The organism is Aquibium pacificum, from assembly GCF_040839445.1.
Lineage (GTDB): Bacteria > Pseudomonadota > Alphaproteobacteria > Rhizobiales > Rhizobiaceae > Aquibium > Aquibium pacificus.
This window is the reverse complement of record NZ_JBDPGJ010000002.1, coordinates 44,656-58,598: the sequence shown is the minus strand read 5'-3', so window position 1 is coordinate 58,598 and position 13,943 is coordinate 44,656. Positions and strand designations below refer to the sequence as shown.

At 64.2% G+C, this 13,943-nt stretch carries 10 protein-coding genes and 4 pseudogenes; 10 read left to right on the top strand and 4 right to left on the bottom strand.

From position 1 onward, the window contains the following. The first annotated feature begins 1 nt into the window (after position 1). The 7 genes from ABGN05_RS06560 to ABGN05_RS06530 all read left to right on the top strand — a co-directional run bounded on the left by ABGN05_RS06560 (position 2) and on the right by ABGN05_RS06530 (position 7,897). Entirely contained in the window at positions 2-1,438 is a 1,437-nt protein-coding gene (locus ABGN05_RS06560) for a phenylacetate--CoA ligase family protein (protein ID WP_367953213.1), read from the top strand. Then, complete coding sequence (meaB, locus tag ABGN05_RS06555) at positions 1,435-2,409, top strand: methylmalonyl Co-A mutase-associated GTPase MeaB (RefSeq protein WP_367953212.1); 975 nt, start codon at positions 1,435-1,437, stop codon at positions 2,407-2,409. The genes ABGN05_RS06560 and meaB overlap by 4 nt, the downstream gene beginning before the upstream one ends. Next, positions 2,393-4,084, top strand: coding sequence for a methylmalonyl-CoA mutase family protein (locus ABGN05_RS06550; protein WP_367953211.1), 1,692 nt, complete (start codon positions 2,393-2,395; stop codon positions 4,082-4,084). The genes meaB and ABGN05_RS06550 overlap by 17 nt, the downstream gene beginning before the upstream one ends. 51 nt (positions 4,085-4,135) lie before the next feature. Continuing rightward, on the top strand, positions 4,136-5,188 hold the full coding sequence (locus ABGN05_RS06545) for a gamma carbonic anhydrase family protein (protein WP_367953210.1): 1,053 nt from the start codon (positions 4,136-4,138) through the stop codon (positions 5,186-5,188). Between the two features lie 33 nt (positions 5,189-5,221). After that, positions 5,222-5,743: an ATP:cob(I)alamin adenosyltransferase gene (locus ABGN05_RS06540; RefSeq protein WP_367953209.1), complete on the top strand. Its 522-nt coding sequence runs from the start codon at positions 5,222-5,224 to the stop codon at positions 5,741-5,743. 35 nt (positions 5,744-5,778) lie between these two features. Continuing rightward, entirely contained in the window at positions 5,779-6,933 is a 1,155-nt protein-coding gene (locus tag ABGN05_RS06535) for an ABC transporter substrate-binding protein (RefSeq protein WP_367953208.1), read from the top strand. A gap of 505 nt (positions 6,934-7,438) precedes the next feature. Further along, on the top strand, positions 7,439-7,897 hold the full coding sequence (locus tag ABGN05_RS06530; protein ID WP_367953207.1) for a helix-turn-helix domain-containing protein: 459 nt from the start codon (positions 7,439-7,441) through the stop codon (positions 7,895-7,897). Between the two features lie 194 nt (positions 7,898-8,091). Here ABGN05_RS06530 and ABGN05_RS06525 read toward each other — a convergent pair whose 3' ends face one another. Then, on the bottom strand, positions 8,092-9,126 hold the full coding sequence (locus tag ABGN05_RS06525) for an IS110 family RNA-guided transposase (protein WP_367953206.1): 1,035 nt from the start codon (positions 9,124-9,126) through the stop codon (positions 8,092-8,094). Between the two features lie 73 nt (positions 9,127-9,199). On the opposite strand from ABGN05_RS06525, the pseudogene ABGN05_RS06520 reads away from it, so the two are divergent. Both ABGN05_RS06520 and ABGN05_RS06515 read left to right on the top strand, forming a co-directional pair. Then, positions 9,200-9,802 (top strand): annotated as a pseudogene (locus ABGN05_RS06520) (IS630 family transposase); the annotation flags it as partial. A gap of 125 nt (positions 9,803-9,927) precedes the next feature. After that, the gene (locus tag ABGN05_RS06515; protein ID WP_367953205.1) at positions 9,928-10,089 is read left to right on the top strand and encodes a hypothetical protein; all 162 of its coding nucleotides are present in this window, start codon (positions 9,928-9,930) and stop codon (positions 10,087-10,089) included. 165 nt (positions 10,090-10,254) lie between these two features. Here the strand turns inward: ABGN05_RS06515 and ABGN05_RS06510 are convergent. Beyond that, a pseudogene (locus tag ABGN05_RS06510) lies at positions 10,255-10,473 on the bottom strand (transposase); the annotation flags it as partial. A 256-nt stretch (positions 10,474-10,729) separates the two neighbouring features. Between ABGN05_RS06510 and ABGN05_RS06505 the strand changes: the two are divergent. Further along, a pseudogene (locus ABGN05_RS06505) lies at positions 10,730-11,945 on the top strand (IS110 family RNA-guided transposase). Between the two features lie 300 nt (positions 11,946-12,245). On the opposite strand, the pseudogene ABGN05_RS06500 reads toward ABGN05_RS06505, so the two are convergent. Both ABGN05_RS06500 and ABGN05_RS06495 read right to left on the bottom strand, forming a co-directional pair. After that, a pseudogene (locus tag ABGN05_RS06500) lies at positions 12,246-12,518 on the bottom strand (transposase); the annotation flags it as partial. A 20-nt stretch (positions 12,519-12,538) separates the two neighbouring features. After that, complete coding sequence (locus ABGN05_RS06495; protein ID WP_373695903.1) at positions 12,539-13,933, bottom strand: transposase; 1,395 nt, start codon at positions 13,931-13,933, stop codon at positions 12,539-12,541. Between the last annotated feature and the right edge of the window lie 10 nt (positions 13,934-13,943).

Genomic DNA, 13,943 nt, shown 5'->3' with positions numbered 1-13,943 from the left:
GATGGAGAATTGGAGCTTTCCGCCGTCATATGACGATTCCTACCTGCCCCCGGCCGACAGCCGCTACTGGTTTCCCACGCGCGAGACCATGCCCGCCGGCGACCGTGAAGCCGCGGTCCTGAAGCGGCTACAAGAGGTCTGCGCCTACGCCTACGAGCATGCACCCTTCTACAAACGCAAATGGGACCAGGCCGGCTTCCATCCCGCGCAGCTGAAGTCGCTCGAGGATTTCGAAGCCCGAGTCCCCGTCGTCGCCAAGGCGGAGTTGCGCGCCTCGCAGGCCGCTCAACCGCCCTTCGGCGACTATCTCTGCGTGCCCGAGTCTGAAATCTTCCACATCCACGGCACCAGCGGCACGACGGGCCGACCGACCGCCTTCGCCATCGGCCGCAATGACTGGCGCGCAATCTCCAACGCACATGCACGTATCATGTGGGCCATGGGCATGCGGCCGGGCGACACGATCTGCGTGGCGGCGATCTTCAGCCTCTATGTCGGCAGCTGGGGCGCGTTGGCGGGGGCCGAGCGCCTTGGCGCCAAGGCGTTCCCGTTCGGCGCCGGCGCTGCCGGCATGAGCGCGCGATGCGCGCAATGGCTCGACCTTTTGAAGCCCGCGGCCTTCTACGGCACGCCGACCTATGCGCTGCATCTGGCGCAGACGGCGATCGACAACGGTCTCGATCCGAAGCAGCTTGGACTCAGGACAATGTTCTTCTCCGGCGAACCGGGGGCGTCGATTCCCGCCGTCAAGGGAAAGATCGAGGAGCTCTACGGCGCCCGCGTCTTCGACTCCGGCTCGATGGGCGAAATGACGCCGTGGATGAACGTCGCCGGTTCGGCCGAGACCGACGGCATGCTTTGCTGGCAGGACGTGGTCTATACCGAAGTCTGCGATCCTTCGAACTTCCACCGCGTCTCCTACGGGCAGCGCGGGACGCCGGTGTATACGCATTTGGAGCGTACCTCGCAGCCGATGATCCGGCTGCTTTCCGGCGACCTGACGCTGTGGGAGGACGGCCCGAACCCTTGCGGCCGCACCTATCCGCGCCTGCCGATGGGCATCATCGGCCGCATCGACGACATGTTCACGATCCGCGGCGAAAACGTTTATCCGAGCGAGATCGACGCGGTGCTGAACGCCACCAAGGGCTATGGCGGCGAGCACCGGATCGTCATCACGCGCGAAGGCATCATGGATGAGCTGGCGGTCAGCGTCGAGGCTGAGCCCGAGATCTGGAATGCCGGCGAGGCGCGGGTTGGGGCATTCCGGCGCGAGGTCGCGGCCAGCCTGCAGAAGCTGCTCGGCCTCAGGACCATGGTCGAGATAGTGCCGCAGCATTCGATCGAGCGGACCGACTTCAAGGCGCGCCGGGTGACCGACGACCGCGAAGTGCTGCGCGAGATGCGCCAGCGGCTGGAAGGAGCGAGCGCCTCGTGACGCGCGCTTATATCCCGTCCGAGGCGCTTGTTCCACGCGTGGAGCAGGGCGAGGCGTTCGCCGTCGCCCGGCTGATCTCGCGGGCGGAAGCAGGCGCGGCCGAAGCGCGCGCCGCGATCGGAGACATCTACCGCAAGGCCGGCCGCGCGCATGTGATCGGCATCACCGGCGTGCCCGGTTCGGGCAAGTCGACGCTGGTCGGCAAGCTTGTCGAGCGGTTGCGCCGCACCGAGGCCAAGGTGGCCATCGTCGCAATCGATCCCTCCAGCCCCTATTCCGGCGGCTCGATCCTCGGCGACCGCATCCGCATGAGCGATCTGGTGCTTGATCCGGGCGTCTTCATCCGCTCCATGGCGACGCGCGGCGCTGTCGGCGGCATGGCGCATGCAGCCCTTGACGTGGTCGACATTCTCGATGTCGCCGGCTTCGACGTGATCATCATCGAGACCGTCGGAGTCGGCCAGGACGAGGTCGAGATCGCCAACGCTTCGCACACCACCGTCGTCGTCTCGGCCCCCGGCCTTGGCGACGAGGTGCAGGCGATCAAGGCCGGCATCCTGGAGATCGCCGACATCCATGTGGTGTCCAAATGCGACCGCAGCGATTCCGACCGCACCATCGCCGACCTGAAGATGATGCTGAAGGACCAGTTTCCACGCCACGGTTGGCGGCCGCCGGTCGTCGGCCTGTCCTCGGTCTCGGGCGAAGGGTTCGACGCGCTGGTCGAGGCGCTGGGGCGCCACCGGGCGGCGCTCGACGGCGAGGCGGGCGAGGCAAGACGCGAAAGCATCGCCGCATTCCGATTGGCCAAGACCGCCGAGACGCTAGCGCTGGAACAGTTCCGCAAGGTGCTCGCCGGGAGCCAGGCGGGTTGTGTCGACCGGCTCGTCGCGCGGCAGGACGACCCCTATGCCGCCGCCAGCGCCATGGTCATGAAATTCAAGGGAGAAGACAATGTCCGAAACGGTTGATCGCACGCCCACGCAAGATCTGGAACGCATCGTTCGCGAATGGGAGGAGAACGAGGTTGCCGACTTCGTGCGGCGCGCGCCGGAGCGCAAGGAGCAGTTCTTCACGCTGGGCGACATCCCGGTCAAGCGCACCTATACGGCGGCCGACATCGCCGGCACGCCAGTCGAGGATATCGGCCTTCCGGGGCGCTACCCGTTCACCCGCGGCCCTTATCCGACCATGTATCGCGGCCGCAACTGGACCATGCGCCAGATCGCCGGCTTCGGCACCGGCGAGGACACCAACCGGCGCTTCAAATTCCTGATCGAGCAGGGCCAGACTGGCATCTCGACCGATTTCGACATGCCTACCCTGATGGGCTACGACAGCGACCATCCGATGTCGGATGGCGAGGTCGGCCGCGAAGGCGTCGCCATCGATACGCTGGCCGACATGGAGGCCTTGCTTGAAGGGATCGATCTCGAAAACATCTCCGTATCGCTGACTATCAATCCGACGGCCTGGATCCTGCTTGCCATGTATATCGTGCTGGCCGAGCAGCGCGGCTACGACCTCGACAAGTTGTCGGGCACGGTGCAGGCCGACATCCTCAAGGAATATATGGCGCAGAAGGAATACATCTTCCCGATTGCGCCGTCCGTGCGCATCGTGCGCGATATCATCGCCCATTCGGCGAAGACCATGAAGCGCTACAACCCCATCAACATTTCCGGCTACCACATCTCGGAGGCCGGCTCCTCGCCGCTTCACGAGGCCGCCTTCACGCTCGCCAACCTGATCACCTATGTCGAGGAGGTGACCAAGACCGGGCTGCATGTTGACGAGTTCGCACCCCGGCTCGCCTTCTTCTTCGTCAGCCAGGCGGATTTCTTCGAGGAGATCGCCAAATTCCGCGCGCTGAGGCGCTGCTACGCCAAGATCATGAAAGAGCGCTTCGGGGCCCAGAAGCCGGAATCGATGCGGCTGCGCTTCCACTGCCAGACCGCAGCCGCCTCGCTCACCAAGCCGCAATACATGGTCAATGTGGTGCGCACCGCCATGCAGGCGCTGTCGGCGGTGCTCGGCGGCGCGCAATCGCTGCACACCAACGGCTTCGACGAGGCCTTCGCCATCCCGACCGAGGAGGCGATGCAGCTTGCGCTTCGCACCCAGCAGGTGATCGCCGACGAGACCAACGTCACCCAGGTCGTGGATCCGCTCGGCGGCTCCTACTATGTCGAGTCACTGACCAACGAATATGAAAAGCGAATCTTCGATATCCTCGACGAGATCGACGAGCGCGGCGGCACGATCAAGCTGATCGAGGAGGGCTGGTTCCAGAAGCACATCGCCGACTTCGCCTATGACACCGCGCTTCGAAAGCAGTCCGGCGAAAAGCCGGTGATCGGGGTCAACCGCTATCGGCTGGACGGCGCGGACGAGAAGTTTGAAACGCACCCCTACGATCCGACGACGGCGGAACGGCAGATCTCGCGCACCCGCCGCGTGCGCGCCGAACGCGACCAGGCCGAGATCGAGCGGCTCCTGGACAAGCTGGTCGAGGTTGCCCGCGACCCGGACAAGAACATCATGCCGGCGACGATCGATCTCGTGCGGGCCGGTGCGACCATGGGCGACATCGTCGAAAAGCTGAAGGACGTCTGGGGCGTCTATCGCGAGACGCCGGTTTTCTAGCCGCTTCTCTTGTCGACGCTGCGGCAACCGCGCGATAGGCATGCGTCGGATTTGAATGAGGACGCGGGTATGACCATCGAACAAACCCCGATCATCCTGCCCTATAAAGGCACGGCGCCGGTCTTCGCATCGCCACCGACCTATATGGGCCCGGGGTCGGCGGTGCTGGGCCGAGCCACCCTCGGCCGGTCCGCCTGGCTCGGCGCGCGCTCGGTAATCCGCGCCGACGGGCATTATGTGACGATCGGCGACGATTTCCGGCTTGGGGGCCGCGGCACCGTCCATATCGCGCACGACGTCCTGCCCACCCATATCGGATCGCATGTCACGGCGGGACGCCGCGCGGTCATTCATGCCTGCGATGTCGGTGGCGATTGCTTTATCGGCGACGATGTCGTGGTGCTCGATGGCTCCAAGGTGGCGGAGGCTTGCGCCATCGCCGCCGGATCAATTGTGTTTCCGCGCTCCGCGCTCGAAAGCGGCTGGCTTTATGAGGGCGCGCCAGCCAAGCGTGTGCGCAGGCTGGAAGCGGGCGAACTTGACGCGCTGCATCACGCGGCGCGGAGCGAGCCTGACGAGTACGAAGCGGCTTCGCCGGACTCCGGTTCAGGCCCGACGCAAGACGTCTTCGTTGCGGCCAATGTCAGGCTTCGCGGCCGGATCGAATGCGAGGGCGAGAACGGCATCTGGTATGGCTGCGAACTCGATGCGGGAGATCAGGCGATCAAGGTGGGTCTGCACACGAACATCCAGGACAATACGGTGATCCGGGCGGTTTGCGGACGGGTGATAATCGGCGCGGAATCGACGATTGGCCACAATGTCACGATGACCGATTGTGAGGTCGGCCACGCCAGCCTGATCGGCATCGGCTCGGTCGTCGCGCCGGGCACCATCGTCAAGGACGACGTGCTAGTGGCCGCCGGCGCGCGCACCACCGAAGGACAGATCCTGGAGAGCGGCTGGCTCTACGGCGGCAGCCCCGCAAAGCAGATCGCACCGCTCGATGCGAAAAAGCGCGACATGATTGCGGCGACCTGGGCCCAGTATTGCAGCTACGCAGCGGCATTCCGAAAGGCGCAACTTCGTCCATCGACGCCTTGAAGGGCAGCATATTGAAACGGAAGGATCATCAACATGACGGGCTTCGGTTCGTTTTTCTCCTCCTCAAGAAGCAGTACACTCAAGACGAAATTGAGGTCGGGTCTTGTCGTAGACAATGACAGCCCAGTTATGGAAGTGTTAGGTGCTATTGAAGAACTCGATAGAATGATAGATGTCATCAAGGTCTTCTCGCGCCTGCCCGATGTTATTTTTTTCATGACGACTCTTCAAGAAGGGTTGTCGGCTATCACAATTGAGATAAGCCAGACCGGATTGTTGAACATTTCGGATCACCATCTCGATTCCCTGGCGAAGAACTTAGAGCTTGTTGGAGATGGGTCTCCTTTCACGGCAATGGGGCGGGAGGCAAGAGCGTTCTCGGGCCTAGCCGCGGCATTGTGCCGGCGGGTCGAACGGTGCATGTGCACATTAATAGATCTAAATTGCTCCGCTACCGGTTTGAGCGACTATCCGAGCGGACTACAGACACCTCAAAGCGGGTTGATCTATATTAGCGGTTCTACGAAATTGCTCGACATGCTCGGGAAATGTTAGGCGCTACGCGGCCGTCGCGCAATCCGCGGGCGGAGGTGATCGACGCGCTGCTTGACGCCATCCGCGAAGACATCGCGCCTACACGGACCGGCGCCTGGGGCTGGCGTGCCTTGGAGTCTGCCACCCCGTTCTGCGTTCGGGCGAAACGGAACTGCCGACGGCGCTGCAATACCAGACAACAGTATAGGAACCGACCAATGAGCGAACTAACCCTGTCTCTGGCGATGGGCGACTACGATAGAACCCGTCCCATCTTCGACGGTCGCATCAAGATCGACGGGGTCGATCCTACCTGCATGCTGCTGTCGCCAGAGGAAATGTTCTTCCGCGCCTTCCGCCACCAAGCATTCGACGTCTCCGAGCTATCGCTGTCATCGTACTCCATCTCGGTGGCGCGGGGCGATCCTCATTATTTCGCCATTCCCGTGTTCCTGTCGCGCGCTTTCCGGCACACCTCGATTTATGTGCGCACCGACAAGGGGATCAGGGGACCTGACGACCTGCGCGGCAGGCGCATCGGCATCGCGGAATATCAGCTTTCCGCCAATGTCTGGTTCCGCGGCATCCTTGAGGACGATCACGGCGTGAAGTCGTCGGAGATCACCTGGGTGCGCGGCGGCATGAACACGCCGGGCCGGCCCGAGAAGATCAAGGTGAACCTCCCGCCCGACATCCGGGTCGAACAGACGCGCGAAGGGGCGACGCTTAACGCGATGCTTCTCGACGGCACGATCGATGGCTTCCTGGGCCCGCGCGCGCCGATGTGCTTCGACGATGGGCATGCGAATATAGACCGGCTCTTTCCCAACACGGTTGCGGCCGCCGAGGATTATTATAAGCGGACGGCGATCTTCCCGATCATGCATGTCCTGGGCCTGCGGCGATCGCTGGCCGAGGCGAACCCGTGGCTGCCGGGCGCTCTACTGAAGGCCTTCACGCAGGCCAAGGCGATGGCCCAAGCCGCGCTCGCAGACGCTTCAGCCACCAAGGTCACAATGCCGTTCGTCGAAGACAATCTGCGGCGCGCGCATCAGTTGATGGGACCGGATGTGTGGACCTATGGACTGGCGCCGAATAAACATGTGCTGGAGACGTTTCTCGACTACCACTACCGCCAAGGGCTGTCGCCGCGTCGCGTCCGGGTAGAGGAGTTGTTTCACCCGGCGACGACCGAGGCCTATAGTCTGTGAATCTTGATGCGGGACCTGAGATGACTGGACGTTTCTACAGGTGACGCGCCGCCATTCCTCGTATCCGGAAGTCGTGAGAGTGCTGCCGGGCCTGCATCACGTGTCGCAGGAGGAAGATTTGGCGGAACTCGCCGGGCGTTAAACGGCGTTCACCGCGATGATCCCGTTCGCAGGCGCGATCGTCCAGAAGCAGATTGCCGGGCGAAAGATGGAGGCGCGGCAATCCCGGCTTCCGGCCATGTCAGCGCGCGCCAACTCACAAATCCTGTTGCTTCTTTCGGTTGAGCTCGCGCAGCCCGCAGATAGTCTGCCCGTGACGATATCATGGAATTCGGCCTCGACGGCACGTTTAATCTTACAGCATACCGCCGCATGTATTCCGGAAGCTACATCCAAGGCGCAATCTACATGACCCGAGCGATATCAAACGCGATTTCCGGCGCGCCCGCCCCCTAGAGCATCTCCGATGAACGCAGAGTCGGTTTGAGGATTCCCGGATCGTTCGTTGTCTGATTCACTGGTGCTGGTGATTTGCCAGGAGGTGGTGATGACGAGGAGCCTGAGCGGCGACCTTCGCGGTCGGGTGATTGCGGCGATCGAAGACGGGGTTTCAACGCGGGAGGCAGCGCGTCGCTTTGCGATCGGGATCTCGACCGCCGGGGCCTGGTATCGCCGCTATCGCGAGACCGGCGAGATGGAAGCGCGCAAGCAGGGCCAGCCGTCGCGCTCGAAGCTCGATGAACACGAGACCTTCATTCTCGGCCTCATCGAGGAAGCGCCGGACATCACACTTGCCGAGATCGGGGAGCGCCTCGGCTCCGAGCGCGGCGTGCGGGCAGCGCCCTCGACGGTCTGGCTGTTCCTCGACCGGCGCGGCATCACGTTCAAAAACGTATGGCCCGCCCCGTTGGCAAGTTGGTTGCGTCAGGCTTTGTTCGGTCGTGCACAAACGTATCCGGCGTAGTGGCGCGTTTGCCCTCGCCATGATGGAGATCCGCGCGTCCTGGTCCTCATAAAAGTCTCGGCGTCGATGCGCCGTTTTTTGAACCAGGCTTCCAGGGACGCGGGTGTTCGACCCTTCCGGCCATCAGCCTCCTTCCGCCAACCTCGTCGAACGGCGGCTTTCGTTCGCAATCCGCCGCAGTCGATACCTTCGTTTCAGGCCACCACGGCCTGTCCCCATCCACGCTCGAAGCCGACGCCGCGCCGCAGGCTCGCCCAGGCGATACGGGCGAGCTTGGCCGCCAGCGCTACGATCACGACGTTGCGGTGCGCCCGCGACAGGAGACCTCGAAGCCAATCGCCCGAGGGCGTCGCCTGTTTGGAGAGGCTCGGCAGCGCAGCACGCGCCCCATGGATCAGCAGCATGCGAAGGTAAATGTTCCCACGCTTGGTAATGCTGAGCAGCCGCGGCTTGCCGCCGGTCGTCATCTGCTTCGGCACGAGCCCGAGCCATGCTGGCACATCGCGCGCCCGACGGAACGCTTCGCCATCTCCAACGGCCGCAACCAGCGCGGTTGCGCCAAGGATGCCGATGCCGGGTATCGAGGTCAGTCGGCTCGCTGCGTCGTCGGCGCGCACATGCGCGGCGAGGTCGTCGTTCAAGGCATCAATCCGCTCATCGAGGGATCGCCACTCGGCGCGCATGTCCGCGATGAGCGCCACGATGCGGGACGAAAGCTCCGAAGGCGGCTCGGCAAGGAATGGATCGAGTTCGCGCTCAAGGACCTCGCGTCCCTGCCGGAACGTATACCCACGTTCGAGCAGGATCGCCCGGAGCTGGTTGACGAGCGACTTGCGCGCCGCCACAAGGCGAGAGCGAGCCCGGTGCAGGGTCTGCAGGTCGAGCCGGTCCTGGCTCTTCAACTCCACGAAGCGCATGGTCGGTCGCGTCGCGGCCTCGGCGATCCCCGCCGCATCGTTGTCGTCGTTCTTCTGCGCACGGACGTAAGGCCGGACATATTCGGGAGACATCATTCGGACATCATGCCCTTTCGCGGCAAAGAGACGACCGACATGATGGGCACCGCAGCACGCCTCCATGGCGACGGTGCAGGGTGGAAGGCTGCCGGCGAGTTCCGCAAGCGTCGAGCGCCGGACGCGCCGGCGCAGGACGACCTGCCCCTCCGTATCAAGGCCCACCACGCTGTTCAGGTTCTTGCCCAGGTCGATTCCAAGGGTCACGATAGACATAGGTCCGCTCCTTCCTCTCAAACACACCGGCACCGTAACTCGGAGCCGGCGGGAGGGGCGGGCCATCCCATAAAAGACAGCGCACGCCTCAGAGCAGCAGCGCCCTGATGTCCTGCGCCGCCGCATAGCCTGGTTTGACGGCCAACTCGACCTCGATCCCGCCAAGATGATCTTCATCGACGAGACCGCTGCTTCGACGAAGATGGCCCGCTTGCGCGGCAGGGCGCCATGCGGCGAGCGATGCCGGGCAGCCGTTCCCCACGGCCATTGGAAGACGACCACCTTCACCGCCGGGCTGCGACTGGACGGCATGGCGGCGCCGATGCTGCTCGACGGCCCCATGAATGGTGCCGCCTTCCTGGCCTATGCCGAGCAGGTTCTCGCGCCCGAGCTTCGCCCCGGCGACGTCGTGGTCATGGACAATCTGCCGGCCCACAAGATCAGCGGCGTGCGCGAAGCCATCGAGAAGGTCGGGGCGCAACTCCTGTTCCTGCCGCCATACTCGCCGGACTTCAACCCGATCGAGATGGCGTTCTCGAAGCTCAAGGCCCTGCTTAGAAAGGCCGCCGCCAGAACCGTCGACGAACTCTGGTCGGTCGTTGCCGATTGCCTGTCAGTCTTCACCGCAGAGGAGTGTCGGAACTATTTCGAGGCCGCAGGATATGACCCGGACTAAGTCGAATCCGCTCTAACACCATTTACGGTGACAGACACGCCGTTCAAGCCGTCTTCCACATGGCCTCTGTCGCCGGCAACGATATACCGACTTAGGACAGTCAGACAGAATTCAGCGATACCGAGATGCTGGTGGATTGGCTGCCGATTGGCCACTCGCTGGCCAAGGTGCTGGGAATAGGCCGCGTGGCGCTCGAGCCCGGCGCCGTCTGCGCGGCGGCGAAGAACCTGCGCGACATCTTCATGTCTCGATCTTCCCAAGGGAGAATGCGGATGATCTCATCTTGAAGACGGCTCCGCTCGGGACGACCAACTACCTACTGCAGGGAGAGATCGAAAAGGTATCCGATATGCTGCTCAGCGATATGCCGTTGGCGCGGGCCTGGATGGTGTCCCACCGCGTGGTGTAGCTGGCGGCGTTGGTGGCCGCGCTCTCCGGCTTGGCCGGGCTGATCAGCGCGCCACTGCTGGCAGGCTGATGAGGGGATCATCGCTCAACTGGCCGACGCTTTCCAGCGTCATGTAGCGGGCGCGCTGGACGGCCCATTCGTCGTTCTGTTCGAGCAGCAGCGCGCCGACGAGGCGGACGATGGCATCATCGTTGGGGAAGATTCCTACGACGTCGGTGCGCCGCTTGATCTCGCCGTTGAGGCGCTCGAAGGGGTTCGTAACCAGTATAATCTGACGGTGCCATCTCGTCCTCGCTGGAGCAATATTCGGCGTATGGTGCGACCATCCGGGACAGGGGCACCGGGAGCACGCCAAGTGCGGGCAGGCCGATGTATTCGATGAGCTGCGAGCTCGCGTTAGTAGCTGGCCGCCCCTGCGACCTGCCCGGTTGCGCCGAGAGCGCGGATCCGTAGGTGTCGCGTCGCCCGCCGGCTCCCGACTGTTTGAGGAGAGGGAGCCAATGAGACGTGTAATCGGAATGGACATCCACCGCACGTTTGCGGAGGTGGTGTTTTGGGAAGACGGCCGGCTGCGCCATCACGGCCGGATCGACATGACCCGCTCGGGACTGGAAGGGTTCGGCCGCAGTCTGCTTACAACCGACGAGGTCGTTGTCGAAGCAACCGGCAATGCCATGGCGGTGGTGCGTGTGCTTTCGCCCTTCGTCGGCCGGGTAATTGTCGCCAACCCGATGCAGGTGAAGGTGATCGCCCATGCCAGGATCAAGACCGACAAGATCGATGCCGGGGTTCTCGCGCAACTTCATGCCAGCGGCTTCCTGCCGGAGGTTTGGGTTCCGGATGCGCGCACCGAGCGGCTGCGCCGTCTTGTTGCCCGGCGCAACCAGGTGGTGCGGCACCGCACACGGGTGAAGAACGAGGTGCATGGCATTCTGCAGGCACATCTCGTGCCCAAGTGCCCGCATGCCGATCTGTTCAACAAGCGCGGCCGGGCCTGGCTCGAACGGCAGATGCTTCCCGACGACGAGCGCGCCGCGATCGCCCGCCACATCCGCGAGATCGACCGGCTGGCCGGGAATCTTGCCGACCTTGATCGCGACATCGCTTGTGAAGCGGTTGACGATCCGCAGGTTCGTCGGCTGCAGACGATCACCGGCGTCAATGCGGTCGTTGCCACCGGCATCATCGCGGCGATCGGCGACATCCGCCGTTTCGGCGAATCGCAGAAGCTGTTGAGCTACTTCGGCCTCAATCCGCGTGTGCGCCAATCCGGTCTTGGCATCGCCCAGTATGGCCGGATCAGCAAGCACGGGCGCTCCCACGCGCGCGCCATGCTGGTCGAGGCCGCCTGGGCGGCGGCAAAGGCGCCCGGGCCGCTCAGGGCCTTCTTCCTGCGCATCCGCAACAAGCGTGGCCATCAGGTCGCGGGTGGCGGTCGCCCGCAAGCTCGCCGTGCTGATCTGGCACTTGCTGACCAAGGAGCAGGACTACTTCTGGGTTCGGCCGGCGCTGGTAGCGGCGAAGCGGCGGCAGCTCGCCCTCAAGGCCGGTGCGCCCAACGAACGCGGCGTTGGACGGCGCGGTCCGGCCTACGCCTACAATATGAAGGAGCTGCGCAACAGCGAGAAAGCCGCGGCCGAGAATGCCGAGCGTGCCTACGAGTTGACGGTCCGGCACTGGCGGTCGCGAGGGCCGAAGCGGCGCACGGACGCCACAAAGGAAGAACGACTATAAGGGCTGCGTGGTGGCGCTTTCATCCTTGCGCCGCTCTTTGCCACGTGGTCGTCCGTGCCGGGCGAAGATAGCACAAGAATGTGCCGGCACGGCACGACGATCGCCTCGGCCTGGCTGAAGACTGGCCCCGTGTCGAGCCGCCTTCAAGGCGTGGCCTGGAAACGCCGCGCCCAGCGGAACCGGCTGCGCAGCGCCCAGCCTTGACCGCGTCCCGAGACGGGGCCGATCGCGACGCATGGGCCGGGACGCAGAAACGGGCTCACCGGCGCCGAACAAGGAAACGAATGAGCCGACGTCAGACTTGTCGATGTCATCCGTCGAGTGCAGCTTCGCCCGGTGCTCCTTCGGGACGGTCATGTAGGCGAGCACGTCGGGCTCGGCGTCGTCGAGGATGGCGGCGAGCTTCGGCACCTTCGGCCGGATCTGGTCGGCGACGGCCCGCCACTGGGTGCTGGCGGCCTCCGGCGTCTCCTGCGCGAAGGCGGTGACGATGAAGGCGGAGACGACGCGCCGACCGCTCTTGCCGGCATGCGCCAGCACATTGCGCATGAAGTGGACGCGGGGCCTGTTGAAGAAGCCGAGATTGAACAGAGCTATCCGGCTGCCAGACGAACCTGCGACATGCGCGTCCCCAGCGAGAGCAGTTGCTCGAGGACCGATTTTCTCAGGCCGGCCGGAAGCAGGAGGGCGGCCGAAAGAGCGGCGGCGAGCCGCTTGAGGTTCACGGCAGAGGCGGTGAGAAAAGCCTGGATGCGCATGTTCTGGAGGCCCCGCCTGACGGCGCGGGCGAGGCCATGCCATGTCTTCGCTTCGCCATGGTAGCCCTCTGATCGCCAGCGGTGGCGCTGGTAAAGCCGCCTGTCCTCGTCCGTCCACTGCTCGCGCCGCCGCCGAGCGCGCAGGAGCGCAGGATAGTCGCCACCAACGACAACAGCCTTGTTGACGCGCCCCTTGGAGAGGCACAGCGCTGCGAGGTCGCAGCCTTTGCAATCGGCGGCGCGCGAGTAGAAGAAGCGGCCATGCTTGACCGGCCGTGTCGGTCGCAGGATCTTGCCGCGCGGGCACTTGAGGATGTCGTGGCGCGCATCGTAGCGGAAGCGGCGGAGCGGCACCGGGCTGCGGTTGGGTTCGGCCTTCGCCGGAATGACCGCCACGAACTTGCGCCGCTCCAAGCCCCCGTAGACCTTGGCGTAGGCGTAGCCCGCATCGGCCGTAACGGTCTGGATTGGCACGCCGGTCGTATCGGCGGCGGCGTCGATGCGCTCGAGAACGACCTGCCCCTCGTTGACCTCGCCGGTCGTGACCTCGACGTCTATGACCACGCCGAAGACGTCGTCGACCACCGCATGCTGCTTGTAGGCCGGCTCGAGGCGCCGGTTCCGCCCGTTGGTCGCCATCGAAGCATCAGGGTCTGTGACGCAGACCTTCTTGTGCTTGCCGGTCTTGCGGCTGTCCCGCTCCACCGTCGCGCCGTCTGCGTTGGCCTCAGCGACGGCATCGACGTGACGGACGGCGAGGCTCTCCCAGCTCACGTCCGCCCGGATCAGCGAGGCGTCGACATGCACGATCTCGCCCTTCGCGACCTTCGCGGACATGCAAGCCTGCACGGTGCGCTCGAAGATGCGCCGGAAACAATGAGCACCCCACCGCTGGCGGATACGGGTCAGCGACGAATGGTCGGGCAGCGCTTCGTGCAAACCGTAGCCAACGAACCAGCGGATCGCGAGATTGACCTGGGCCTCCCGCATCAGCCGACGGTCATGCACGATCCCGAGCAGAAACCCGGCCAGCATCAGCCGAACCGCAACCTCGGGATCGATCCCCGGTCGCCCGGTTGTCTCGCAGTAGAGCTCAGACACCTCCGACCGCAGCCACGACAGGTCGAGAACGCGATCCACCCGGGCGAGAACATGATCGTCGGGCACGAGCTGCCGCAGCGACCCGGTCATGAACAGCTCCAACTGATCCCGCTCCTTGCGTCCGAGCATCGCGAATCCC

Coding starts and splice junctions, on each gene's coding strand:
- ABGN05_RS06560 (WP_367953213.1), top strand. CDS start 2: ATGGAGAATTGGAGCTTTCCGCCGTCATATGACGATTCCTACCTGCCC.
- ABGN05_RS06550 (WP_367953211.1), top strand. CDS start 2,393: ATGTCCGAAACGGTTGATCGCACGCCCACGCAAGATCTGGAACGCATC.
- ABGN05_RS06540 (WP_367953209.1), top strand. CDS start 5,222: ATGACGGGCTTCGGTTCGTTTTTCTCCTCCTCAAGAAGCAGTACACTC.
- ABGN05_RS06525 (WP_367953206.1), bottom strand. CDS start 9,126: ATGTCTATCGTGACCCTTGGAATCGACCTGGGCAAGAACCTGAACAGC.
- ABGN05_RS06515 (WP_367953205.1), top strand. CDS start 9,928: ATGCTGGTGGATTGGCTGCCGATTGGCCACTCGCTGGCCAAGGTGCTG.
- ABGN05_RS06495 (WP_373695903.1), bottom strand. CDS start 13,933: ATGCTCGGACGCAAGGAGCGGGATCAGTTGGAGCTGTTCATGACCGGG.